This is a genomic window from Cupriavidus necator A5-1, assembly GCF_000744095.1.
GTDB lineage: Bacteria > Pseudomonadota > Gammaproteobacteria > Burkholderiales > Burkholderiaceae > Cupriavidus > Cupriavidus necator_A.
In genome coordinates, this window is sequence record NZ_JQLI01000001.1 from 818,819 (window position 1) to 842,257 (window position 23,439).

Consider the following 23,439-nt stretch of genomic DNA (forward strand, 5'->3'; position numbering starts at 1 on the left):
TAAGGCGAGGACTGGCCCAGCTCGGCCGAGCGCGTACAATGTCAAAATATGACGCATATTCGAACATAACGCCCGTACCCCGAAATTCTGCTGTAGCGGGAGGTTATTGTTGAAGGGGGCAGGGCGGACGTTAGTCGACGGCGCCCTGCACCTTCGTCGGCCGTCGACGCACTGGTGTTCAGCCCCGGATCCCAAATGAATAGTTTCATGATTACGAAATTACTGGGTTGTGACGATGGGGATCACCACGCGTCGATGAGGGGTGGCCATGGATAATCCCCATAAACCATCACCACCCGAGGAGAAAGCTGTAAAACGTTGGATGCCGTTGGCTCTCACGCTGTGTGCGGGCGCCGTCTTCGCGCAAACGCAGAAGCCGGCCACGCCGGCCGAGGACATGAATGCGTTCGCCGCCGTGCAAACTGCCCACTCGTGCGAGGAGGCCGACAAAATCAAGTTCAGCAAGGATGCCTACCTCGCGCTCGACCCGACCGAGCGCGTGTTCTTGGACGCGACGTGGCAGAGCTGCCAGACGCCCAAGGACAGCGAAGAGCAGCCGACCATCATCGTCAATCCCACGCCGACCGGTGACAACGACCGGGTGTTCTACGGCTTGGTGAAACGCAAACAGCTGCGCGAGGCGCAGAAGACCTGTGCGACGGCCGGCCTATGGCGGCGCCACCATGCCGTGGTTGGCACCGTTACCGGTGTGCCGGGCACTAGCGAGATTGGTACGGCCATGTTCCAGTACGCCGATGTCTCGTGCAGTTCCCTTGCCGCAGAAATCGAGAAAGGCAACGTGCTGGCCGCGCTCGGGCCCAGTATGCTGGTGCAGCATGCCGTATTGAATAAGATGAGCAAGGACCTTGTGCGCAACATTCCTCTGGTGTCCGGCGCGGACAAGGCCAAGATTTTCGGTCTGATCGACAAAGCCACTGCCATGCCCATGGTGACTATTGGCAGGAAGAATGTCGAAGTGGAGTTGGTGGGCGTGAAAGCCAGTGTCAAGAAGCCAAAAGTCATCATCAAGAAGCCCAAAATCGTGATCAAAAAGCCCAAGATCACGCTCTGACGTTTGTAGCCGCATGGTCTGGCGCCACCCATCGGGCGGCACAGGCATGGCAAGCGCCCTCGGCGACCGGCATGCGAGTCGGTCAGCACGGCTTCCTGTGGCCGGCTACGGGCGAGTTGCCCGCCACCGTCCAGATCGTCGGCACACTGTGATGATCCCGCAGAGCGCGCCAAAACGGGGGCTGACGGCCGGACCGCTACTGAGAGGCCAATGAGGCACCTACAATGCGCGCATGGCTTCCGATCCTGGGCCGGCGATCTCCGTCCTTCAACTTCGAATTGCTCTGCGCGGCCTGAGCCCGTCGGTTTGGCGCGGTCTCCTATGGGCCCTTGCAAGCTATAGGTTCGTGTAGTAACGTAACTACATCGTCGGTCTGCAGGGGGCTAAAAGTGCACATCACAACTCTATCCAGTCGAGAGCTGAACCAGGATGTAACTCGCGCCAAGAAGGCCACGAAGGACGGCCCCGTTTTCATTACTGATCGAGGCCGACCTTCTCACGTCCTGTTGAGCATCGAGGAATATCAGCGACTCACTGGTAGTCAGCAAAAGATTGCTGACCTGCTGGCCATGCCGGGAGCCGAGAATATTGATCTCGATATCCCCCATCATGCTGAACTTGCTCGACCGGCGGACCTCGACTGATGTTCATCCTAGACACTAACGTCGTCTCCGAACTGCGCAAGGCTCGACATGGAAAAGCTGATTCCCACGTCGTTCAATGGGCCGACAGCGTCGCCGCTGCCGATTTGTTCGTGTCGGCTATCACGATCCACGAACTGGAAATAGGCGTTCTGCTGGCCGAGCGTCGTGATCCGCCGAAGGGAGCGGTTCTACGAGCCTGGCTCGATAACCACGTCCTACCAGCGTTTGCGGGACGCATCTTGCCAATTGATACGGCAGTTGCGCAGAGGAGTGCGAGGTTGCATGTCCCGGACCCGCAGCCGCTGCGGGATGGCCTGATTGCTGCCACCGCGCTGGTGCACGGAATGACAGTCGCAACACGAAACGTTTCAGATTTCGTCGCTTCACGGGTCGCGCTGCTCAATCCCTGGACGTGGGAACCATAGCGCTAAGCCTCGTGGCGCGCGCTATGCGCTCCGGGCCTTCCGTCATTGGTTGTGGGATGGTCGACCGTAGGTCTGACGACGCCGTTGACGAGAGCCGCTAGAATGCTTCAGCGCATCCGCACCTGCAGTGACTTCGACGAAGGAGAACAAATTGGCCCCAGTGCAAGCGGTTGAACCACTTGTCGCGCAGGATGCGACGGACGTTCCCGGTCAGATGGAGGTTCCCAGCGCTGACGTGGCGTCCGACGCGAACCCCGTCATTGGTCAGGCCAGTAGCGAAGGCGGCGGTGTTGGAAGCATTGATACTCAGGCCCGACGCCTGGACTTCTGGACGACCAGCCGGAATAGCAGCGCCAAGGCGACGGTGTCATATCGGCGCCGACGGACTTACGCAAGCCCGGAAGCCCCGACTGAAGCGCCGACCCAGGAAGAACCGATTGAAGCTGCCGCCCCGCAAGCGCTGGTCGAGTATGGCGCTGCTGAGGCACCGATTGCAGCGATGCGGTCGGTAGCGCCGACTGAAGCGTTGACCGCCGAAGCTCCGGTTGAGGCCGCGGCCGCGGTAGAGTCGATTGAATCTGACGTCCAGGGCGAGTTACCTGAAGCTCCCGCCTCGATAGAGCCGCTTGAAGCCCTGGCCCCGGAAGCATCCACTGAAGAGAAACGACCACGGAAGCGCCGACAGACGTCGAAAGCGCTGACAGAACCTGCCGCCCCGGCAGCAACGACTGAAGAGCGGAGACCACGGAAGCGCCAACAGAAGCCGAAAGCGTCGACTGAAGTTGCCGCTCCGGACGCTCCGACTGAAGGGACGCGAACCCGCAAGCGCGGACAGAAGCTGAAAACGCTGGCTGAAGCCGTCGCTTCGGAAGCAACGACTGAAGTGACGCAAACCCGGAAGCGCCCACAGAAGCGGGAAGCGCCTGCCGAATCGCAAAGCACACCTAAACCCGTAACCTCTCGTGAACTGCTCGCGCAACTGGCATCCGTCGATGCGCAAATTGAGCAGTTGTGGGCTGCGGAGGTGCCAAAGGTGGTGGAGGAGATTCAGCAGTTGATGCAGGAGTACGACCTGAGCATTGACGACATTGCAGGCAAGCCAAGCGTTGGGCGCGCTGCTGGTGCGGTTCCAACTAAGAAAATGGCTGCACCCCTTCCGAAGTACCGCAATCCCAAAACGGGGCAGACCTGGTCGGGTCGTGGTAGGGCTCCGGCATGGATTGGCACGAAGCCCCAGCGTTTTCTGATTGATCTCCACGACTGAAGGTCGCGTTGTCGGGTGCGGCCGGCCCTCGACCTGGATCTAACCGACGCCGCGCTACAAACCGACCTGGCCGAGCTGCGCAGCCGCTTTCCCGAGACCCGTGCGCTGTATCGCGAGGTCTGCGGTCTGCTGTTCTTCCGCTACGGCGTCACGCCCACCGCCAACAAGCTCTACAGCCTGGTGCGCAAGGGCAGCATGGGCACGCCGGCCGAGGTGCTGCAGGCGTTCATATAGATTACCCCTCGATCTAGCCGCCAGTTAACCGCTGCCTGTAGCGCTGCTGGGCTGTCCGTTCCCGGAGCATTTTGGGCTTGCTTCGTCGGCGCTGTGATGACCTGAACTCGAGTGCCGCGTAGGAGAGTACCGAGCGCTTTGCTGCCACCTCGGGAAAAGGTCTCTAGTAGGCTCTGCGAGCGCCATGAAAACAGAGCGGCGGAACTGTGCCAAACCGAAAGTTTCATGATAATGAAATTATGAAAGTGGCGGCTACCGAACGGTGCAAAGAATTGGGCCGCAAAGAGGTTGGCCAACATCCGAGACGTAAGCCCAGGGGCGATGACTTGCCATTTTGCTGAGGGCACGAATTATTTGACAGGCCACAGTCGTACTGCGGCCCAGGGTATTGCACCTTTGAATCTCTTCCGGAATAGTGCCCGTCAAGATGGAATGGAAGCGACCGAAGGCGCGTACCGGCAAGCGTACCGGGGGCGTGGTGGAAGCTGAGCGTCGCGCTCAACACAGGCTCCGTTGGTCTCAGTCCACCGCTGCAATTTCGATGTCTCTATTGAAGCGGGGCGGGCGTACTTCGGTCCCGGCCCGACCGTCTGTACCCGACCGTTGCAGCCGTTCACTCTGCCACGCGGAGCGGCGGTCAGCAAGCCGATAGGCGACGCCGGGGCGCCGCGCCCATAAACCGACTATTGAGCCGGTCCGCCTCGTAAGCTCGCATCCGTAGGTGCTGCCGGCTCGTCCCGCTATATAGATAGTCTTTTTCCTTGGTTTTATCTGTAAGGCAGTCGAGCTGGCCGGTGGTGGCACGGCATCCACAGGGTAGGGCAATGGTGCCACTTCATCGATGGCGCGCCGCATATCTTCGGCATTCAGTTGCCGTTGCGGCTTGGTGCCCGGCACACGCAACTCCGGGTGCCGTGGTGGTTGGCCAATGAGGGTGCGTGACGGCAGGTCAAGGTTTCGCCGATTGTCGCGCAGGACCTGCACGCGTTGGGCGATCTCCAGCACGTGTCCCAACCGCTTGTTCTCAACGATCGCGCCCTGATCGATCTCCGACAGGCAGTCATAAAGGACATAGGGCCGGGAGATGCCGTCGGCCCAGAGTTCGATATGGCCGTCCGGATACTCAGCCACCTCGATGTAGCGATGGACCAGCGACCGATGTTCTGGCTGGTCCTTGATGAGGTACAGCTTACGATCGTACTGCAGGGTCATTCGATTTGAGACCTTGCGCCATTCCCGCCAGGTAAATATGCGTTCGAGATCCTCTTCGGGCCGTACCGGGCGATGCGCGTTAAAGTCGCTGCGGGGAATCTTGGCAAAGCGCAGGTTGAAGTCGGCCATGAAGACCGTCGCAAAGGCATTGGCGGCCTCCAGCGTGCTGATATTGTGCGCGCAAATCCTTGACCAGCCGGTCCTGTAGCGTGCCATTCATCCGCTCGACGCGTCCCTCTTGGGGAGTGGGTCGCACCGGGTCGCTTTCGTTTCGCCCCAACCACTCGCTCGGTAGACGTGCTGGCCTGGCAGATTCGCCAACGGCTCAGCGCCAGACCATGACTCCGTCTAGTTCTGCCGCTTCGGTTGCTGTGCTGAGCACAGGGAAGCGCCTCGGCCGCAGTTCGTTCGTCTCTTGCCGACCCATCTGAGCCATCGACTATAGGGAGGCCGGACGGCAGTAGCTGCCGCAAAAGCAGCCGGTCCGCCCTTGAATGACTGAGTCCGACAAGCCGTCCAGTCGAATAGGCCGACTGCCACTTTGCTAGCCAGCCTGACTGCTTACTCTTAGCTCCTTGCGGTAGCGGTTCAGGTCCTGCACGCTGTCGAACCTGCGCTCGAACAGCAGCGACATGTTGTGCAGGATCCGCTCGATCACCTTCTTCTCCCAGCCTCATCAAAGCGGATCTGCTCGTCGAGCCAGTGCTCGAGCCAGTCCGGATCCGGCAGGCGGGACTGCACCGTGTCGTGGGGGAACAACGCCTTGTTCACGTGCAGGTTGGTCGGGTGCAGCGGCTTTTCCGTGCGGCGGGCCGATGCCATCAGCACGCCGATCTTGGCAAACGCGGCGCGTGCCGGATCGCCAAACTGGGCCAGGTACTTCTTCATGTAGCGCAGGTACGCGCCACCGTGGCGGGCTTCGTCCTGGGACAGCGTGCGGTAGATGTGCTTGAGCACCGGTTCCGAGTGCCATTCGGCGGCGCGGCGATACCAGTGGTTCAGGCGGATCTCGCCGCAGAAATGCAGCATCAGCGTTTCCAGCGGCGGGGCCGGGTCGAACTCGAAGCGCACGGCGTGCAGCTCTTCTTCGGTCGGCACCAGATCGGGGCGGAAGCGGCGCAGGTACTCCATCAGCACCAGCGAGTGCTTCTGTTCCTCGAAGAACCAGATGCTCATGAACGCCGAAAAGTCGGAGTCGTGGCGGTTGTCGCGCAGGAACATCTCCGTGGCCGGCAGGGCGGACCATTCGGTGATGGCATTCATGCGGATGGTTTTCGCCTGGTCATCGGTCAGCAGGCTGGCGTCGAACGAATCCCATGGGATGTCCTTGTCCATGTGCCAGCGGACGGCTTCGAGGGACTTGAATAGATCGTTGAAAAGCATAGGTAAAGCGACCACTCGGGGTTGCGGATCTGGGATGGGACTCGCAAGAGTCCCAATTTTTTCAGGTCACTCGCCTGAGGACATCCCAAGAGGGCAAGTCACGCTCAAGCATCTTTCCATAGCAACGGCCGCGGGGCGAACCCCAGCTTCGCCTTCGCCGCACTGTTCGAGGCGCCCGTCAGGCAGGTATGGTAGTAGACCGCTTCGTCACCTGCGGCCTTCCGGGCTTCCACGACGCTAACGCGGGCAGGCTCTGGCGCATCGACCCAGCGCGCGAATGCTGGCATCCATTTGGCGACGGGGAGCGGGTCATCATCGACCACGTTGTACACGCCGGGTTCGGCCATCAACGAAGCAACGGTCGCCGCGACCGCATCATCGATATGGACAAACGACCAGACGGCATTGCCGTCCCCAATGATCGACGTTTCGCCTCTCCGTGCCTGCTCCGCAATGGCTCCGTCAGGCCTGTACCACGTGCCAGGACCATAGAAGAATCCATAGCGCAGGACCACGCCTTCCACCGAGGCCGAGCCCGTGACGGAGTCCTCATACGCGCCGATGACCCGCGCGCTTTCGCCGATTTCGCCAGGGGCGTCACAGCGAAGCCCGGCCGTTTCGTCGGCAAGCTCCCCGGGCGGGGCATTCAGGTAAAAGCCACGCGATTGCACGATATAGCGTTTCACGCCCAGCGCCTCGGCCGCGGCCAGCAAATTGCTGCCCCCCTCCCGATGCAGGCGGGTATCGTTGGGCATCGATTTGATGATGTCGGCCGGATTCGCGGGAAGCCACGTAAGTTGGTCGATAACCACGTCGGGCGAAGCTGCTTCGATGGCGTTCCGAACAGACTGCGGGTCAAAGGCATCCGCAAAGGACACTGTGGCGCCGATCTCGCGCAGTCTGTCGGCGCCTGCGCCTGCGCGAGTCATTCCTGTGACTTCATGGTTCAGCGCGCGAAGTACGCGCACAAGCGGCAGTCCGATAGCGCCAGTGGCGCCTGCAACGAAAATCTTCATGAGCTTTCTCCTCGGAGCTGCGCAGCCTGGCAGCGCAGCGGTAAGTCAACGACACAGCGGAGCGGAGTGACGCCCCGTTCTGATTCGGTGAAAGCATTGTGTCCGTTTGTTGGGCCCTTAAAAAGCACCAAAAACCTGAAGAAGTCGTGTACCACCCTTCCCATGTGTTGCCAGTGCCTTTGCACTAGGAGAACTTCCTGATCAGGTGTTGCAAGCGATCACAGGCAGTCGGCACCTGCTGTTCAATTGCTGTCGCAACACCGAGGAGTAATCCCGATCGCTGAGTAGACGCCGAGCAATACCACCCCGACAATGGGGCGGGCGCAAGTCCATAGGCATAGGCTTCTCGAGCGATCGTCTTGTCGTCGGCGCCATCGGGAAGCCTCATCACCATGGCAAGTCCGGCCGGATAGGCCTGGAATCCCTTGGATCTCAGCGCAGCCAGCAGTGCATTGCTTCGGCCTGCATAAATGCGCTTCATACGGCGCAAGTGTCGAATATAGTGACCATCCCGCATGAATTCAGCAGTCGCCATTTGCACTGCCGGTCCGGGCGCTGACGCAAGGCAGGCCACGGCTTCATCGAATCGGGCTACTAAGGTGGGCGGCACCACGACAAATCCAAGCCGCAGCGTCGGACTGATCGTCTTGCTGAAAGACCCAATATGAATCACCCGCCCCGCACGATCGAGTGACGCCAGTGCGGGAGCCGCGCGGCGTGTCAGTTGGAGTTCGCCCAGGTAATCGTCTTCGATGATCCAGGCATTCACGCGTGTCGCCCATTCGAGGATTCGCACTCGACGCGCGAGCGACAATGTCGGACCCAGTGGCGCTTGTTGCCCGGCGGTGACCAAAGCCAACGCGGCATCTGGTGCGTGCATTTCGCCGTAGCTGACATCAATGCCTTCTTCGTCTACCGGGATGGGAACCGTTGCGAGCTGGGAAATTTCCAATGCCCTGCGGCTGGGAAAAAATCCCGGATTCTCGACCCATGCCTTTCGGCCTTCGGCCTGAATCACTCGCAGCACCACACCGAGCGCCCCTGAACATCCCGCCGTAATGAAAATCTGCGAGGGCTGGCATTCAATGCCGCGTGCCAAGGCCAGATGCGCTGCGATCTCTCGTCGGAGTTCATGTTCGCCTCTCGGGTCTGGATACGCTGCAGGCGCTTCGACTTCGTCGCGTGCCGCACGGGCTCGCAGCCGCGAGAACAATGCTGCCGGAAAGCAGTCCGATGCCGGCACGCCCATTTGAAAGACCGCAGGCCCGGGCAGGAAATGCTGGTACAGCGCTGATTGCAGATCGGCCTCGATGGAACGCGCACGTTCCGTGATTGGGCTCGCGACGGCAGCATGCTCCGAGACTCTGGTCCCGCCAGCGCGTGATGAAACGACCAATTGTGCGTCGGTCAGCCGCTCATATGCAGTCTTGACGGTGCCTCGAGCAACACCAAGCTGTGCGGCAAGATCAACCCAGGATGGCAGTCTGGCACCGGGAACGAGTACCCCATTCTCAATTGCACCGGTAATGCCGAGCCGAATCTGCTCCGCCAGCGAAGTCTTGGACGCACGGTCAAGTTTCAGATCCAGGATTTGCATAGCGTCTGGTGCATCAAGAAACTGCATTCTTGGTTCTTTTTCATGAACCTCCGGGAGAGCATGATTCTAGCCTTTCAGGAGATAAACATGAAACTTCAACGCTTTCTTCTCTCTCTCGTGGCGGCTACGAGTATGGCCTTCACCGGGGCTGCCGCCGCTCACACCGTCGGCGATACGGTCAAGCCGAACTTCACCCGGGCGATTCCCAACATCCCGGGCAAGTCGCTCATCGCAGTGGAGGTCCTTTATCCGCCCGGAGGCGCTTCGCATCCTCATACCCATGCCAAGTCGTCATTCATCTACGCATACGTCGTCTCGGGCAGCGTCGCCAGCAAGGTGAACGACGAGCCGGAACGCGTGTACAGGGCGGGTGAGAGCTTCTTCGAGGAGCCAGGCTCACGCCATCCGGTGAGCCGCAATGCGAGCAAGACCAGGCCGGCAAAACTGCTCGCGGTGTTTGTCGTCGATTCGGACGACAAGGAACTGACGACCAACGACAAGTAGGAGTTTGAGATGAGACTGGATTACACCAAGGCCGCGCCTGGCGGTGTGAAGGCATTTGGCGGCGTGTATGGCTATGTCATGCAGTCGGGCCTCGAAGACGTCCTCGTCGAGCTGGTCTATCTGCGCGTGAGCCAGATTAATGGGTGCGCCTATTGCCTGGACATGCACACCCGTGACCTGATCAAGAAAGGCGTGACGCCCGAGAAGCTTGCGCTCGTGCAAGCCTGGCATGAAGCGGGGCCGTTGTTCAGTGACCGCGAGAAGGCTGCGCTGGCATGGGCTGAGTCCGTGACACGCGTGGCGGACACCCACGTGCCAGACAATGATTTCAAGGTCGCTGCTGCGGCGTTCAGCGAGAAAGAGCTCGCTGACCTCACCATGGCGATCAGCCTGATGAACGCCTATAACCGGCTCGCCATCAGCTTCCGCCGCGCACCCGACTCCGCACTGGCTGGGAAAAACTGATGCGAGTTCCCCCCCGGGTGCCAGGTGAAGTCAATTGAGAAGCGCGCCTTTAGGCGCGTTTTTCATAACCCCTTAGCTGCAGTTCGCAGCTTCCACTCAGAGGTCCGCTTCCTCTCCGAACGGGTCATCCGTCGTTCATGCACCGACTGACCGGTTGAATCCGCAGCCGGTCTCGGACGGATGCCCGCCGCGAAACTGCGGCGGTCCCAGATCGACCCATGTCTGTCATTCGACATTAGTCTTTGCGATGACCGTTGAGAGGAACAGAGGCGCCATTTGCAGAATTCCTACTGCCACGGTTGCTTTTTCGCAAGGGAATCATATAATTGAGTGCGTAATCAGTCTTTATTTGGTCGCCCGCATGGCACGTCCTCTCAGTCCGGAAAAGCGCAACGCCTTGTTGCAATCAGCAACCCGCGCCATTGCCGAACATGGCGTACAAGCCACTACGGCGAGCATTGCGCGGGCCGCCGGTGTTGCAGAGGGCACTTTGTTCACGTACTTCGAGAACAAGGAAGCGCTCTTCCAGGAACTTTACCTGAACCTGAAGCAAAGCTTGGCGGAAGCCATCATGCCGGACTATCCGCATGAGGCTGGCTACCGGCAGCGAATGGCCCACATTTTCCAATGCTACGTAGGCTGGGGGCTGGATAACGCGGAGCAGCATGCTTCGCTCGGGCGCCTTTCGGCCTCGGGGTTGGTGTTGGACGAGACACGGATAAAGGGGATGGCCGAATTTCTTCCGATATCCCGGATGATGGAGATGGCGGTGCGCGAGAATGTGGTGGTGGGGGCCCCGATCGAGCTTCTTACCTCCGTAATTGAAAGTCTCGCCGACACGACCATCGACTACGTGAACAAGTACCCCGAAGGCGCTGACCGCCACCGGGAGCTTGGTTTTCATCTACTCTGGAAGGCTTTGAGCGTGTAAAAAATTTCAGAAATAGATGAGTGAGGACGCAATCATTTATTAAAGGAGTAAGCATGTCCGTTCAGAAATGGTTCATCACCGGTGCATCCGGCGGTCTGGGGCTTGCCCTTACCGAGAAGGTGCTGGCCCAGGGGCATCCTGTGGTTGCGGCCGTGCGTCGCATCGAGGCGATGCAAGCGCTGCAGCAGGCCTACCCGGGGCTGCTTGAAGTGGAGGCGGTCGACGTGACGGACCCCGATCAGGTTCAGGCCGTGGCAGCACGCCATCCCGACATGGACGTGGTCGTCAACAACGCTGGTGGCGCTGTCATTGGGGCGATGGAAGAGGCGAGCGAGGCCGAGGTCCAGCAGCAGATTGCATTGAATCTGCTCGGGCCCATCCACGTCACGCGCGCCTTCGTGGGTGCCTTGCGGGCCAGGAGGCATGGAACGTTCATCCATGTCAGCAGCGTTGGGGGGCGTGCCGGCTTCCCTAGCGGCGCCCTGTACCAAGCTGCAAAGTTTGGTCTCGAAGGCTTCGCCGAAGCCGTGAGTCAGGAGATCGCCGAGTTCGGCATCAAGACGATCATCATCGAACCGGGCTCCATCAAGACGGGCTTCGTGGCCAATATCCGCTGGACGCAGGAGCTTGAAGCCTACAAGGACGGTGCGGTCGGCAAACTGCGTCGCTGGATCGCGCAAGAAGGCGATGCCAATGCCTCCGGGGATCCCGTGAAGATGGCTGACGCAATCTACGCGATTAGCCAGATGCCGGAGCCGCCGTTGCGCACGGTGCTTGGTGCGGATGCCTATGCAGTGCTGGAGGCGGGCTACTCCCGGAGTCTGGAAGCGCTGAAAGCACAAAAGGAACTGGCCGAATCCGTGATGTTCGAGGGCAAGAGCGGGTTCATGCCCGAGTGAGCGTCGACGACGCAACGTCGAGACAGGCGGGCGACTCACATGGCTGAGAATCCCCCGCAATCCAATCGCCTAGATGGCGAAGTCGTAAAGATGAAGGGGTAAAGCATCATGACCAAAGTCTGGCTGATTACAGGTGCGGCGCGCGGTTTGGGGCGCACCATTCTCGAGACCGCACTGCGCGATGGCGCCAAGGTACTGGCAACGAGGCACAACAAACACGGGGCATGACATGACTTTTCGCGTTTTGGTCGCCGGGGGCACAGGGCAGGTCGGATCGGCGCTGGTGCGGGCGTTGCTCGCCATGCCTTCATGCCTGGAGATCATCCTGGTCAATCGTCGGCCCGCTTCGATTGCGAGCGATGCGCGATTGCGCGAGGTGGTCATGGATACCGGTGGCGCGGATTTCGCCGGCGAGGTCGAGAAACTTGCGCGGTCCAGCGGGAGGCCGGGCGAAACGCTGGTTGCGGCGTCATGCATCGGCATCGGCAAGGGAAGCCAGCAATGGAGCGACGAGGCCATCAGGGCGCTGGAGATCGGCGTCGTCGGTGCCTTTGCGCGCGGCTGCCTGGCGGGAGGCATCGAGACGTTCGGGCTGCTGTCGGCGGCAGGAAGCAGCCCGACAAGCCGCATCCGCTATGCGCGCATCATGGGCGAGAAGGAGGACGCGGTACGGCAGGTCGGATTCAAGCGGCTGGCCATTTTTCGCCCCGGCATCATTGCCGGCAATGTGCATACGCCGGGGTATCTCGCATGGCTGGGGCGTCTCGTCCCGGGATCGTTCGGAACGATCGACCAGGACGATATCGGCCGCGCCTTTGCCGCCGAGCTGCTTCACGGGAAGGACGGCATCACGATTCTTGAGAACGCGACGATCAGGCAGCGCGCACGGGCCCGATGAAGGCAAGGGCGGCGGTGACGGCGAGCGTCGGCATCGGCGAGCTTCCGGTACATCTAGCTGAACACGACGGACTGGTGCAGATATGGCCGGAACCTGTTCGTGGGGCGGTCTACGAAATCTGGCTCGTCACGCATCAAGACCTTCGGCATACCGCCCGCATCACAGCGATGATTCAGCACATCGTCGCTGCATTCGAGGATCACGCAACCCACACAAGGTAAGCATGCATGGCGTAGCTCCGATCGAGCGGCCGATTTATGCAGCGTGCCAGCCGTTCAGCGCGACGTTCTGACCGTCGCCTTGTGGCCGGCAAGCGCCCCCCTCCAGCCGACGCTGGCAGCGAGGCTGCAAGTGTTGTGCGCATCACGACATTTCCACACGTCAATGTGCAGTATCGCCCTCGAGCAGCGGCTCGACCGCTGCCTATGCTCCAATCGAGGGTTGACCGCTATTCGTGAAAAATCCGCCACATCTCCGGCAACCCACTGATTTGTATAGGAAATAAAGCTTTCGCTGCGCAGGAACGGACGCTGAGGGTGCCGAGGCAGGCTACTGCGCAGCAGGTGTTGGCCCCAACAGCGAGGTGGTAAAGGCGCCGCTAGAAAGGCATGAGATCGAAGTCCGGCACTCGCGGTTCGAGCTTGAAGGATTTCAGCCCGAGCTTCAGCTTCTTGATGTCTTTGAACGCAATCAGATCGTCCTGAAGGGCGCGGATGTTGTGCCGGAGATTGGTCATCTCTGCGGCAAGATTGCGCAGGACCGTGTTGGGGGATAGCGACTCGAACGGATCGAATCCATAGCTGTGCCGGAACGCGGTCTCGACATGCTGGATCTCCTGATCCAGTTCGCGAACTTGCTCCTTGAGGATCTTGTTGTAGTGCTTCAGCCGATCCTCACTGAGGCTATTGATCGAATGCTGGTCGATGTGTTCCAGCTCCAGTTGTAGCTCCAACAACTGCAGCAGGTTGTTCTTGTTGTAGGCCTCGTTGACGCGCTGCATCAGTTTGGTCTTCCGCTCGCGCTCCTGCGGGTCGGTTTCGCGGTCCGGATGCAGGGCGCTGGCCAGCTTGCGATAGACCTCGCGGATGGAGAGGCTGATCTGAGCCTGCTCTTCCTGCGCGCGTGCCTCTGCCGCAAGCTGCTTGGGGGATTTTTTCCGCTTGGCGCGACGCGCTTCGCGTGCAGCGGCTTCAGTGGTCGCTTCCGCTTGCTGTTGCTCCATGTGTGCCTGGGCGCGTTGGAGCAAGTCTTCTGGCGAACTCATGTCCACGTCGTCGCCCAGTTCGACACCAAGCACGGCCTCCAGCATGAATTTCATGCTGTCGATTTCGGCAGCGGTTTCGCTGTCATAGTCGGTCGTACTGTACTTGTTGTAGATGGCTTTCAAGCCGTCGTCTTCATCCGCCAGCGGGCCTGCCAGATTCGTAATCACGGCGGCGAGCTTGCGGCGTTCTGCATTGGTCAGTCCCTTTTGCTCGTAGGCGCGGTCAAGGCAATGCACCATCTGGATCTGCAGATCGGTCGAGTTCTGCTCAAGCGGCAGGAAGTCGTTGGTGTACCGCTGTTGGAAGGTTGGGGTGACGGATTCCCAGGCACGCAGCCGCAGGCGGCGCTTTTCAATCTGCTGGATCAGCGAGTTGAACGTCTTTTGCCCTTTCGATAGGGTGGATCGGTTGTGATCGGGCGCGATGCTGACAGACTGGTTGTTAATCCTGGTCATGAGATGGATTTGCGCGCAAAGGCAGTGGAAAGCGAAGGCTGTGGCGAATTTTAGCCGATGCGCGGCGGATGGAAGCACCGGGATCTGTGCGGGGGGTGCTCAGTAATGGGCATTCCTACCGCGATCTATTGGGTATCAAGGAGTTGCAATATCGCTGGTGATACGAAAGCCGGGCAGGGCATAGCCTTGCTGCAGGCGGTTTTGCGGTTGATGGCCGCCACTTTTTGCACGATAGTTATGATCACCCCATATGGCGCTCGCTTTTCGCTCAGGGTGCGCTGCTTGACCTTGTAGGAGCTTCCGATGGCCTATTTGCGTTTTCGACTTGGCAAGCGGATCGAAAGTGCGGTGCGGCTCGGTAGCGTATTACTCTTCGCGGGGTGCACACATCTGAGCGTCGACGATTGCGTTGAGCCCGGAGGCAAAGTTTTAGGCGAGGATGTGCCACGTATCCGCTCGTCACAGGTGAGAATGAAGCTGGAGGACGGTCGTGCGGGCGCAGCCAGGTTCGCGCCCTATGCAGCGATGGCTGCACTCGCGTACGAAGAAGCCGCGTCTTGTTCCTTCAAGAAAAAGAAGCTTTCGCCCGAGGAACTGGAAAAGCTAAGAAGCGTAATTGAAGCGAGTAGTCGCAGTGGCGCGCGCTGGCAAATCGTTGAAGCGATCTCGCCGCCTGGCTTCTGTCAGGACGACATCGGCTTCTCCTACCATGTCTGGTCGCGAAAGGCGGGTGGAAAGCTTGACGTCGTCATTGCCTTCAGAGGCACGGACAATGACAACACTGACGATTGGGTCTACGGAAACCTATATTGGGTAACCCATTGGTTTACGAAGGAAAATCAGTACAGACGAGCCGAAGAAAAAGCGCGAAGAGTTATTGAATACTTCAGAACTGGACCAGGTCGTCCGACTGACGGGACCGAGGTAAGGTTCAACTCTGCGGGCCATTCGTTGGGCGGAGGATTGGCTCAACATATCCTTTACGCACTGCCCGAGGACATCAATCAAGCATACGCGTTCGACTCAAGCCCGGTCACCGCCCATACTGACACCGACGTTCGCGACCGCATCGTATCTGCTTGCTCCTGCCTACCGGAGCTCGGCGCTGAAGCCAGAATCTATCGATTCTACGAGTCTTATGAAGTCCTGACGCACCTGCGCTTTATTCATAAGCTCTTCTTCGCTCCGAACCGCCATATACAGGAAGTCCGATTTGGTTACGAAGCTTCGCCCAATGCCATAGCGAGACATTCGATGCTGGACCTAGCCTTGAACCTTGGTGCTGACGCGGAAGCGGAGCCAACACGTCCCTATGTAGCGCCTTGGTATTCGGGCCATGGTTCCAAGAATGGAAAATCATGTACCGCGGTCTTCGAAGACGCCCAACGACAAAGTTGTGCCGTGCCTGCCGACAGCGAGCATCCCTGCCCGAAGTAAGCATTGAGTCCGCATGTGTTCACTGTGCCCAAAGCGGGGTGATCGGACGATTACCCCAGCAACGGCGACGGCACCATCAACCGCCGCGCGCTGACGGGGGGCCATCGTACCTTTTGTGCGAAATCTGGCGGTAGCCGCTCCCCGTTCGGGTTGCAGTAAGGCTTTTCGGCCATGAGGGTTCCTTTGAGCCAGTGGCTATGCAGCTACTTGACCAGCGGAAGAATCTGGAGGTCGCCGTGACCTTGCCTTGCTCTGCCTGCACGAGATCCGAAGTTCGGGGTCATCGCACTTTTGGTGCGAAATCTGGCGCTAGCAAGCCGGGATGCCGCTTGCGGCAAGGCGTTCCAGGTTACTTGGCGCCGCGTACCCGCCGATCTTACAGGTAACTGATTCCAAAGGGTTTTCAGGGCCGAACCGCCAGATTTCGCATCAAAAGTACGATGACCCCATGACGGCCACACGCTGCACGCCCAATTGGAGCAGACCACCATCCTGCTGCAAGACCTGCCCGGATCGCCCAGACCCCGCACTGCCATCGTTGACCTCGGTTACCGCGGGGTCGATGCCGAAGTGGCGCCAGTGAAAATGATTCATCGCGGCAGGATCAAGACCATGAATCGTCGTCAGCGCAGAATGCACAAACGTCGCCAGGCGGTCGAGCCTGTCATCGGTCATGTCAAAGCGGATCACGGCATGCGCCGGAACTGTTGAAAGGCGAAGTCGGTGACGCCATCCATCCGATCCTCTGTGCCGCAGGCTTCAATCTCCGTTGGTTGCTGCGGGCCATTGCCCGCCTGCGGAAAGCTCCACCGCCCTCTACTCCGCGCCTCAAATTCCCCGCCTGTACACCAGTTTCGACTTTAGCTCCCGCCGTGACCCTGGCGTGCATTACTGCCATAGCGCTTTACCAAATGCGGTTGGACGCGTTCGCGCGAGCCCGCGACGCGGCGGACAATCTCTCTCTGATTCTGCAGCGTGATATCGAACGCAACATCGAGGTTTACGAACTGTCGATACAGGCTGTCATTGATGGCGTCAACGACCCGGCCACATTGCGACTGCCGTCACCGATTCGGCAGCGTGTCCTCTTCGACAGGTCAACCAATGCCCAGGATATGGGCTCACTCCTGGTCACGAACACGGCGGGCGAGGTCGTCATTGATTCTCGCTCGGTTCCGCCGAGAAAGCTCAAGCTCAGTGACCGCGATTACTTCACGGTTCAACAGCAGTCGGCTGGTGCCTGGCTCTTTATCAGCAAACCATTCTCTCCACTTCTAACAAATACGGACACGTCAATTGGGCTGAGCCAAAGGCTGACAGATAGCCAAGGCCAATTTGCCGGCATCGTTGTCGGGACACTTCGGCTGAACTACTTCCACCGCCTGTTTGACGAGATGACGCTTGGTGACAACGGCTCAATCACCTTGCTGCGGCCCGACGGAACGGTTCTAATGCGACGCCCCTACAACCAGCGGGAAATCGGTCAGAGCATTGCGGGCGCCCCATCATTCAAGCCACTCGTTCAAGCTGACAGTGGCTGTTACATTGGAACTGCGGCGCTGGATGGTGCCCAGCGCCTGTACCGTTTCAAGCATATCGGAAAATACCCGCTGATAGTCGTCGTGGGACTCGCGACTGAGGACATCTATGCAGAGTGGAAACGGCGCGCTTGGGCCATCGGCATCGTTGTGGCTGTGCTCGATTTTCTCATCGTTCTTATATCGGTTTTGTTCGCGAAGCAATTTCGCAAGCGGCTCGAGATGGAACAGCAACTCCATCTACTTGCCAATACCGATAGCCTAACGGGTGTGGGAACGCGTCGTCTTCTGGATTCAACCCTCGATGCCGAGTGGCGACGTGCCAGCAGGAACAAGCAGAGCCTCTCGGTAGTGATGGTAGATGCCGATAACTTCAAGAGCTTCAACGACCATTATGGGCACGCTACCGGAGACAGTGCGCTAAGCACCATCGCTCGCTGTATTGTTGAGAACATCCGTCGCCCAGGCGACTTCGTCGGCCGTTATGGTGGCGAAGAGTTTTGCGTGCTGCTCCCGAATACAGACCTACGGGGCGCGGTGCAAGTAGCAGAGAAGCTTCGTGCTGCTGTCATTGCAACTGACCAGACAAACTTCGCCAGCCCAAGCGGAAGACTAAGCGTAAGCATTGGCGTCGCCGCCTTTGACGGCAATGCCATGCCCGGTGCTACACCCGACCAGCTCGTGCACCTTGCCGACAAGCGGCTTTATGAAGCAAAGGCTGCTGGCCGCAATACCGTAATGCCTCAGCAACAACACCTACAATTGGCGGTGGCCTGAGGATTGATTTCGGCGCTTTCCGGGCATGCTGGGTGCCAGCCCGGCTTCCGTTTCCAACCCGCTTTGCAGCAGCACGGGAATTGTCCCGTTGCCGACGGAGGTTTGGTAAGCGCAGCAGGTAACCGGGCAGGGAAGGACCAGGGGAAGGGCTAAGTCGCGTCAAGGTTTGCCCGGAATTGCTTTCGAATCAGCCGGTTGGCGCACAGATGACACCGCAGTGTCATGGAATTTCGCTTCAATGCGGACTCGATTTTCATGATGACTTGCCGGGGGGGCTGGCCCGGTAGGTGCCAGGGCTGCAGTTGGCGGCCATATAAGAAGGGCTCGTTCGTCAGCGTGCTAGACGAAACGGGACTGTGCAATGTTGGAGGGACTGATATGTATCAAACTCTCGCGGTTTCCGCGACGCCGAACCAATTGTCGCTGCGAAGCGACTCGGTTGGGAATCCGGTTCAATGGTGCATCGAGGCTTTACGCAACGAAGCGGCGGCGCTGCGAGCGGAACTGCAGTTGCGTCGCACGGGCGCCGACGCAGACCTGTTGCAGGTGGATGCGGCTCACCTGCTTCAGAAAGCCGCCATGCTTGAGAGGGGTGCTGATGTGCTGGCGCAAACCAGTGCGGAACTCCGCTAACCGCTCCAGCGCGAATGCCATCGGGCTCTCTACCGATGAGAAGCTCTTGGGCTATTTGTCGGGACGTGCTGTCGCACATTGCGCTATGAGCGAGCGCTCGAAGGCACGGTGAAGTCCGGTGATACATGCGGAGGCAGACGCTAAAGTCCGACCTTCATGACTGCCGCAATGCTGGTACTGGTATCGGAGAATTCACAAAAAGCCGGGTCGCATGACGCGGCCTCATACTGTTACCCGCAAATTCAATGAGTGATGACGAGCGCCGCGTCCCGACTGTTGCCCACAAGCCTGGCGCTGGCGAACTCTAGTCATCGTAGCCGTCATGCCAGCGCCGCCATTCCCGCCGACGCTCCCGCCATTCATGCTCCCTCCATCGCTGCTCGCGCCGCCATTGGCGCTCTCTCCAGGCGCGACCCTGCCAGTCGTCGTAATAGGAGGGCCGGCGCGGCCACCACTTTCCGTTTCAGTTGCGTGTGCATAACACTTTCCTGGGATTTGGTGAATGTCCGACCAGGCAGGCATCGAAGAACCCTTAACAGGAGCGGCCGCCTGGCGCCGCGTTGGCCACAGTTCCTTCCCCCCGACGACTCAGCACTCGAGCCTCGCACACGATTCCCCCCTGGCAGTCAGCCTTGCCTGCCTCGCAGTCGCTTGGCAAATGGGGCTCGGTGCTGCACGGCGGCGCCACCGAGGATCGTGCCATTGCGCGCGATCTCCGTCAGGCGCTCGCCGTCAGACAGCGCTCTGAGATTGGTCACGCGCGGCTTTCCAGTGCGCCAGCGACATTCCCAGTAGCACGATGGACGCAGCCAACAGAACCAGGTCCTTCAGCAAGAATTGACCAATCGACGCTGAAATTGCCGGAAATCCACCCGCAGTCGGTTCCGCCACTCCGGGGGTGGTGAAAAAGAACGTCAGCGTGATGGCGTACGTCGCGCAGGACATTGCCGCACCGAGCACGGACACCCCACGGTGGAAGGCACCGGTGGCCAGTGCGGCGGCTGTCGCGAGCTCCAGCATGCCAATGACGCCGCTGGCGCCACGCACGCCGAAAGCGAGGTGAAGCCAACTCATGATGGGGCTATGTTCGATAAACGGTGCAATGCCTTGCGCTTCGTAGAGGGTGAACTTCATCCCGCCGAACCAGAGGAAAACCACGACCAGAGACCAGCGTAACAAGGCCGTCTGGTCATGGATAGCCGCTTTAGGCTGCGCCGTGGCGAGGGAAACGATTGGTTTCATGTTTAGCTCCTGAACAGATAGGATGTGTGCGTCATAGCGGCGCGTGTACGGATCACCGCGGCGCCGATGGCGGGTTCGATGAGTCGCGCCTCGGTCGAACCCCGTGGGGGAAACGCGAAGGGGGCGCCCGCCCCCCGTGCCACGCCTTACGCGACGGCTGGGAAGTCCAGTGTCGTGTCGTTGACGCGATTCACCATGTTCGTGAAGAGGATCGCGCTTACCGCCTGGATCGCCTCGACGATCTGCACGTCGCTGTAGCCGGCCACGCGCACCGCCTCCAGGCTGGCCGCCGGCAACGTGCCGCGGGTGCTGACCACTTCCACCACAAAGCGCGTCAGCGCGTCGATCTTCGCATCGTCCGGATAGCTGCCCCGGCGCAGCTGGCGCGTCTGCGCTTCCGTATAGCCAGCCATCTTGCCCGTCAACGAGTGCGCGGCCACACAGTAGTCACAGCCGCTGTGCTCGCTCACCGAGAGATTGATCGCTTCCAGTTCGAGGGCGGACAGCGCACCGCCCTTCAGCACCTGGTCGGCTTGCAGGGCTAGCGCCAGCGCGGCGGGGGCATTGCTGCCGATGGTGGCATAGGTATTGGGCACCTTGCCAACGGCCTTGCGGATGGCGCCGAACAGTTCGGCGGCCTGGCCGGTGGCTTGCGCGACGGGGGTGGTATGCAGGCGGGTGGTCATGATCGATCTCCAGTTCATTCAAGGGTTTATGGGAATCACCTGGGTTGATGTACGGCGCTTCCTTGGACTTCATGGTAGGTGTGCTCGCGATCAGGAAGGATTAGAATTTGCGCATCTTTTTGCTCGATCGTCTCAGACCATGGACAGCCTTAGTGAACTGGTCCGCCTGCTGGCGCCCTCCGGCACGGTCGACGTGCATTGCCGCGTGGCCGGCGCCTGGTCCGACCACAATGCGCAGGCCGCGCCGGGCCACGTGCCATACCATGTGATCCTCGACGGCCGCGCGGAGATCCTGGTGGGCAAGGAGGTCTTGCGGGTCTCGGCGGGCGATGTCCTGCTGTTCCCGCATGGGGCCGCGCACACCATCATCGGCGTCAAGGGCAGTGCCCGGCGCGCAGCGGAGTCACGCCATTTCAACGGCATGATCACGGAGATCACGGTAGCCGGCGCGGCCACGCCGCTGGATATCCTGTGCGGGACATTTGTGCTTGGCAATTCGGCAGACATCCTGCTGCGCACCCTGCCCGAGGTGCTGTGCGTCACGACCGCCGCGCACGACGCGGACACCGTCAGCCACGATACCGACTGGCTGCGCGGACTCATCGGCATGATGCATGTGGAGACAGACCGGCCCCAGCCGGGCGGCGCCGCCATCATTGCGGACCTGTCCACCGCACTCTTCACCATCCTGCTGCGCACGCTGATCGCGCGCGGATCGGTGGCACAGGGACTGCTCGCGCTGATGGCGGATGCCCGTATGGTGAAAGCCGTGGATGCCGTGGTGCACGCCCCGGAGAAGCCATGGAGCTTGGATCGCCTGGCCGCCATTTGCAACGTCTCGCGCGCGACGCTGGCGCGGCGCTTCGCACAGCTGGGAGGCATCACGCCACTGGAACTGGTCACTACGCTGCGCATGGAGCGCGCCGCGCGGCTGTTGCGGCAGGACGAACTGTCAGCCGCCATGGTGGGCGAGCGATGCGGCTACGCCTCGCAGGCTGCGTTTGGCCGCGTGTTCACGCAGCATTTCGGTGTGGGGCCGGGCGCATACCGGCGCCAGCATCGCGAACAGCGCAGCGAGACCCCCTGATACCGCCCTCGTCACGGCGGGTTAGGTGGATTGCTCGTTTGAACATAACGCCCGATCTAGCTCCCTTGCTGGCCACCGGTAGGTTATGCTCACTGGGGGAGGGCGGACGTTTGTGCGAAGGCAGCTAGCAGTTCAGTCGGCCGTCGAAGCACAGGCGCTCAGTTCCGCATCCCCAATCAATAATTTCACGATAGTGAATTATTGGGTTGCGACGATAGGTCCCGCGAACAGTCAACGGTCGTCTCTAGCCGACCCACTTGCGACCTTCAAGGTTGGCTCCTTGAGTGGCCCAATGGGCTTGATATGAGTCCGTAAAGCTGGCTTAGTTTCCCGGCGCCGATTTCTTTCACGTGCCGCGTATGGTCCTTGTCAGCATGTTTAGCGAAAGTATCCTGAGGTACCGTCCCACAGCAACTTCAAAGCGGTGAAAACCAGCAAGCCGTAGCACGCCCGGTACATCTGGCGCTGATCGAGCCTCCCATGTAGCCGCCAGCCCAGCCAGACGCCGGCTGGCACGGCAAGAAGGCAGATCGCCATCAACGTCCAGACGGCGCCAACGGGCCTGGCCAGCGCCAGCCATGGCGCTGCCTTGAGGACGTTGCCCACCGTAAAGAACATGCTGGTCGTTCCTGCATAGACCTGTTTGCTGAGGCCTAGGGGAAGCAGGTACATCGCCAGCGGCGGCCCGCCGGAGTGGGCGACCATCGTCGTGATCCCCGATGTCAGGCCCGCCGCCACAGCCTTGGGTGAAGCACGGGGCCGCACCGCGACGTCTCCGCCCCGCAAGAGCCACAGCCCGACAAAGCTCAGCGTGACCACGGCCATGACGATGGAGATAGCGCGGTGGTCCAGCACCCGAAACAGGAAGTAGCCGACACCGATGCCGACCACCAGTCCGGGCACCAGTAAGAGCAGGTCGGGCCGGGACCACGTCGATGGCTTCCAGTAGCGCAGGCTGAACAGGTCCATGGCGATGAACAGCGGCGCCAGCAGGCCACCCGCCGATACGGGATCCATCACAAGCGACAACAGCGGAATGCCGACGATGGCAAAGCCCCCTCCAAAGGCGCCCTTCATGAAGCAGATCAGGAAGACTCCGGCAAAGGTGACGAGGATGGTGGTGACATTCAGTTCCATGGTGGCTTCGACAAAGACTGGAGGCTAAAGGCTGGGAACCATCGTAGGCTGGAAAATCAATACAATCAAATTATTGTCATGGATACAAGTTCCATGACGCGATGGAGAAGCTGCCAGCCGCCATTTATGGCGCGTGATATGATTCGCACGCGAATTAAACCGATCAACGCTGCCGGCCCGAACATGAAACATCGCCTCGTCTATCTCCTGAACGTTGGGCACCGTCGGCTGCAACGCTGGTCGCAGGCGCGAGCTGCCCGTGGTGGCGTAACGGCGGCGCAGTCGGGGCTGCTGTTTTTTCTGGGTACGCACAACGGCGCGCTGATGAGCGAGGCCGCGGCCGCGCTGGACTTGGGCGCGCCAGGGATGAGTGGCCTGGCTGACCGGACGGAAAGAGCAGGCCTGATCGAGCGTCGTGCCGACGAGAACGACGGGCGCGCATCGCGCCTGTGGCTCACCGACGCTGGGCGCTCCGCGCGCCAGCGCTCCAAGGCCGGCATGGCGGATCTCAACACTAGGCTGACCGAAGGCTTTACCGAAGCCGAGATCGACGTGGTGGCGAGGTGGCTGACCAGCCTGCAGACCAAGTTTCCGGTCGCCGACGAAGGTGACGATTAGCATGATCCGCGGCTGGACGG

General features: G+C 60.3%; 21 protein-coding genes and 6 pseudogenes. 18 read left to right on the top strand and 9 right to left on the bottom strand.

Features of this window, described 5'->3' with window-relative positions:
• Positions 1–268: 268 nt before the first annotated feature.
• The 5 genes and pseudogenes from K307_RS49045 to K307_RS03705 all read left to right on the top strand — a co-directional run.
• Positions 269–1,072, top strand: coding sequence for a hypothetical protein (locus tag K307_RS49045; RefSeq protein ID WP_230625447.1), 804 nt, complete (start codon positions 269–271; stop codon positions 1,070–1,072).
• Positions 1,073–1,461: 389 nt separating this feature from the next.
• Positions 1,462–1,716 (top strand): type II toxin-antitoxin system Phd/YefM family antitoxin, encoded by a 255-nt coding sequence (locus tag K307_RS45445; RefSeq protein ID WP_080744870.1) that lies wholly within the window; start codon positions 1,462–1,464, stop codon positions 1,714–1,716.
• Complete coding sequence (locus K307_RS03695; RefSeq protein ID WP_230625811.1) at positions 1,713–2,141, top strand: type II toxin-antitoxin system VapC family toxin; 429 nt, start codon at positions 1,713–1,715, stop codon at positions 2,139–2,141. The genes K307_RS45445 and K307_RS03695 overlap by 4 nt, the downstream gene beginning before the upstream one ends.
• Positions 2,142–2,268: 127 nt before the next feature.
• Positions 2,269–3,405, top strand: a complete 1,137-nt coding sequence (locus K307_RS45450; protein ID WP_230625449.1) for an H-NS histone family protein — start codon at positions 2,269–2,271, stop codon at positions 3,403–3,405.
• A gap of 15 nt (positions 3,406–3,420) precedes the next feature.
• Positions 3,421–3,633: pseudogene (locus K307_RS03705) on the top strand (DNA-binding protein); the annotation flags it as partial.
• Positions 3,634–4,158: 525 nt separating this feature from the next.
• Here K307_RS03705 and K307_RS03710 read toward each other — a convergent pair.
• From K307_RS03710 to K307_RS03725, 4 genes and pseudogenes are all read right to left on the bottom strand, one after another.
• On the bottom strand, positions 4,159–5,067 hold the full coding sequence (locus K307_RS03710; protein WP_196251518.1) for a hypothetical protein: 909 nt from the start codon (positions 5,065–5,067) through the stop codon (positions 4,159–4,161).
• Positions 5,068–5,395: 328 nt separating this feature from the next.
• Positions 5,396–6,234, bottom strand: a pseudogene (locus K307_RS03715) (ferritin-like domain-containing protein).
• 104 nt (positions 6,235–6,338) lie between these two features.
• On the bottom strand, positions 6,339–7,250 hold the full coding sequence (locus K307_RS03720) for an NAD-dependent epimerase/dehydratase family protein (protein WP_042876388.1): 912 nt from the start codon (positions 7,248–7,250) through the stop codon (positions 6,339–6,341).
• Between the two features lie 184 nt (positions 7,251–7,434).
• The gene (locus K307_RS03725; protein WP_042881247.1) at positions 7,435–8,847 is read right to left on the bottom strand and encodes a PLP-dependent aminotransferase family protein; all 1,413 of its coding nucleotides are present in this window, start codon (positions 8,845–8,847) and stop codon (positions 7,435–7,437) included.
• Between the two features lie 87 nt (positions 8,848–8,934).
• Between K307_RS03725 and K307_RS03730 the strand changes: the two genes are divergently transcribed.
• The 8 genes and pseudogenes from K307_RS03730 to K307_RS49060 all read left to right on the top strand — a co-directional run.
• Positions 8,935–9,351: a cupin domain-containing protein gene (locus K307_RS03730; RefSeq protein WP_042876390.1), complete on the top strand. Its 417-nt coding sequence runs from the start codon at positions 8,935–8,937 to the stop codon at positions 9,349–9,351.
• Positions 9,352–9,360: 9 nt separating this feature from the next.
• Complete coding sequence (locus tag K307_RS03735) at positions 9,361–9,816, top strand: carboxymuconolactone decarboxylase family protein (protein ID WP_042876392.1); 456 nt, start codon at positions 9,361–9,363, stop codon at positions 9,814–9,816.
• Positions 9,817–10,177: 361 nt separating this feature from the next.
• The gene (locus K307_RS03740; protein WP_042876394.1) at positions 10,178–10,747 is read left to right on the top strand and encodes a TetR/AcrR family transcriptional regulator; all 570 of its coding nucleotides are present in this window, start codon (positions 10,178–10,180) and stop codon (positions 10,745–10,747) included.
• 53 nt (positions 10,748–10,800) lie between these two features.
• A complete protein-coding gene (locus K307_RS03745; RefSeq protein ID WP_042876396.1) occupies positions 10,801–11,646 on the top strand; it encodes an SDR family NAD(P)-dependent oxidoreductase in 846 nt (281 codons plus the stop codon).
• Positions 11,647–11,754: 108 nt separating this feature from the next.
• A pseudogene (locus K307_RS49050) lies at positions 11,755–11,847 on the top strand (short-chain dehydrogenase/reductase); the annotation flags it as partial.
• Between the two features lie 28 nt (positions 11,848–11,875).
• Positions 11,876–12,001: pseudogene (locus tag K307_RS49055) on the top strand (NAD-dependent epimerase/dehydratase family protein); the annotation flags it as partial.
• A gap of 12 nt (positions 12,002–12,013) precedes the next feature.
• Positions 12,014–12,544, top strand: coding sequence for a hypothetical protein (locus K307_RS03750; RefSeq protein WP_230625956.1), 531 nt, complete (start codon positions 12,014–12,016; stop codon positions 12,542–12,544).
• A 5-nt stretch (positions 12,545–12,549) separates the two neighbouring features.
• A pseudogene (locus K307_RS49060) lies at positions 12,550–12,765 on the top strand (LysR family transcriptional regulator); the annotation flags it as partial.
• Positions 12,766–13,142: 377 nt separating this feature from the next.
• On the opposite strand, the gene K307_RS03760 reads toward K307_RS49060, so the two are convergent.
• Positions 13,143–14,264 carry a J domain-containing protein gene (locus K307_RS03760; protein ID WP_042876400.1) on the bottom strand — a complete coding sequence of 374 codons (1,122 nt, stop codon included), beginning with the start codon at positions 14,262–14,264 and terminating at the stop codon, positions 13,143–13,145.
• A 303-nt stretch (positions 14,265–14,567) separates the two neighbouring features.
• On the opposite strand from K307_RS03760, the gene K307_RS47425 reads away from it, so the two are divergent.
• The 3 genes and pseudogenes from K307_RS47425 to K307_RS03770 all read left to right on the top strand — a co-directional run bounded on the left by K307_RS47425 (position 14,568) and on the right by K307_RS03770 (position 18,016).
• Complete coding sequence (locus tag K307_RS47425; protein ID WP_155301058.1) at positions 14,568–15,701, top strand: hypothetical protein; 1,134 nt, start codon at positions 14,568–14,570, stop codon at positions 15,699–15,701.
• A 444-nt stretch (positions 15,702–16,145) separates the two neighbouring features.
• A pseudogene (locus K307_RS49065) lies at positions 16,146–16,501 on the top strand (transposase); the annotation flags it as partial.
• On the top strand, positions 16,475–18,016 hold the full coding sequence (locus K307_RS03770; RefSeq protein WP_419187140.1) for a sensor domain-containing diguanylate cyclase: 1,542 nt from the start codon (positions 16,475–16,477) through the stop codon (positions 18,014–18,016). The pseudogene K307_RS49065 and the gene K307_RS03770, both read left to right, overlap by 27 nt.
• Before the next feature lie 471 nt (positions 18,017–18,487).
• Here K307_RS03770 and K307_RS03775 read toward each other — a convergent pair whose 3' ends face one another.
• From K307_RS03775 to K307_RS03785, 3 genes are all read right to left on the bottom strand, one after another.
• The gene (locus tag K307_RS03775) at positions 18,488–18,670 is read right to left on the bottom strand and encodes a hypothetical protein (RefSeq protein WP_042876405.1); all 183 of its coding nucleotides are present in this window, start codon (positions 18,668–18,670) and stop codon (positions 18,488–18,490) included.
• Between the two features lie 711 nt (positions 18,671–19,381).
• The gene (locus K307_RS03780) at positions 19,382–19,891 is read right to left on the bottom strand and encodes a YkgB family protein (RefSeq protein ID WP_042876407.1); all 510 of its coding nucleotides are present in this window, start codon (positions 19,889–19,891) and stop codon (positions 19,382–19,384) included.
• Between the two features lie 146 nt (positions 19,892–20,037).
• Entirely contained in the window at positions 20,038–20,577 is a 540-nt protein-coding gene (locus K307_RS03785; protein ID WP_042876409.1) for a carboxymuconolactone decarboxylase family protein, read from the bottom strand.
• 139 nt (positions 20,578–20,716) lie between these two features.
• Here K307_RS03785 and K307_RS03790 point away from each other — a divergent pair, with 139 nt between their 5' ends.
• A complete protein-coding gene (locus K307_RS03790; RefSeq protein ID WP_042876411.1) occupies positions 20,717–21,664 on the top strand; it encodes an AraC family transcriptional regulator in 948 nt (315 codons plus the stop codon).
• A gap of 378 nt (positions 21,665–22,042) precedes the next feature.
• On the opposite strand, the gene K307_RS03795 is transcribed toward K307_RS03790, so the two are convergent.
• The gene (locus K307_RS03795) at positions 22,043–22,801 is read right to left on the bottom strand and encodes a sulfite exporter TauE/SafE family protein (protein WP_042876414.1); all 759 of its coding nucleotides are present in this window, start codon (positions 22,799–22,801) and stop codon (positions 22,043–22,045) included.
• Positions 22,802–22,984: 183 nt separating this feature from the next.
• On the opposite strand from K307_RS03795, the gene K307_RS03800 reads away from it, so the two are divergent.
• A complete protein-coding gene (locus K307_RS03800; protein ID WP_042881251.1) occupies positions 22,985–23,419 on the top strand; it encodes a MarR family winged helix-turn-helix transcriptional regulator in 435 nt (144 codons plus the stop codon).
• The last annotated feature ends 20 nt before the right edge of the window (positions 23,420–23,439 follow it).

Excerpts from the sequence above, each read along its gene's own strand:
- K307_RS03760 (WP_042876400.1), bottom strand. The coding sequence starts at position 14,264 with ATGACCAGGATTAACAACCAGTCTGTCAGCATCGCGCCCGATCACAAC.
- K307_RS03775 (WP_042876405.1), bottom strand. The coding sequence starts at position 18,670 with ATGGCATTCGCGCTGGAGCGGTTAGCGGAGTTCCGCACTGGTTTGCGC.
- K307_RS03790 (WP_042876411.1), top strand. The coding sequence starts at position 20,717 with ATGGACAGCCTTAGTGAACTGGTCCGCCTGCTGGCGCCCTCCGGCACG.
- K307_RS03785 (WP_042876409.1), bottom strand. The coding sequence starts at position 20,577 with ATGACCACCCGCCTGCATACCACCCCCGTCGCGCAAGCCACCGGCCAG.
- K307_RS03730 (WP_042876390.1), top strand. The coding sequence starts at position 8,935 with ATGAAACTTCAACGCTTTCTTCTCTCTCTCGTGGCGGCTACGAGTATG.
- K307_RS03800 (WP_042881251.1), top strand. The coding sequence starts at position 22,985 with ATGAAACATCGCCTCGTCTATCTCCTGAACGTTGGGCACCGTCGGCTG.
- K307_RS03725 (WP_042881247.1), bottom strand. The coding sequence starts at position 8,847 with ATGCAAATCCTGGATCTGAAACTTGACCGTGCGTCCAAGACTTCGCTG.
- K307_RS03745 (WP_042876396.1), top strand. The coding sequence starts at position 10,801 with ATGTCCGTTCAGAAATGGTTCATCACCGGTGCATCCGGCGGTCTGGGG.
- K307_RS03795 (WP_042876414.1), bottom strand. The coding sequence starts at position 22,801 with ATGGAACTGAATGTCACCACCATCCTCGTCACCTTTGCCGGAGTCTTC.
- K307_RS03780 (WP_042876407.1), bottom strand. The coding sequence starts at position 19,891 with ATGAAACCAATCGTTTCCCTCGCCACGGCGCAGCCTAAAGCGGCTATC.
- K307_RS03735 (WP_042876392.1), top strand. The coding sequence starts at position 9,361 with ATGAGACTGGATTACACCAAGGCCGCGCCTGGCGGTGTGAAGGCATTT.
- K307_RS03720 (WP_042876388.1), bottom strand. The coding sequence starts at position 7,250 with ATGAAGATTTTCGTTGCAGGCGCCACTGGCGCTATCGGACTGCCGCTT.
- K307_RS03710 (WP_196251518.1), bottom strand. The coding sequence starts at position 5,067 with ATGGCACGCTACAGGACCGGCTGGTCAAGGATTTGCGCGCACAATATC.
- K307_RS49045 (WP_230625447.1), top strand. The coding sequence starts at position 269 with ATGGATAATCCCCATAAACCATCACCACCCGAGGAGAAAGCTGTAAAA.
- K307_RS03740 (WP_042876394.1), top strand. The coding sequence starts at position 10,178 with ATGGCACGTCCTCTCAGTCCGGAAAAGCGCAACGCCTTGTTGCAATCA.
- K307_RS47425 (WP_155301058.1), top strand. The coding sequence starts at position 14,568 with ATGGCCTATTTGCGTTTTCGACTTGGCAAGCGGATCGAAAGTGCGGTG.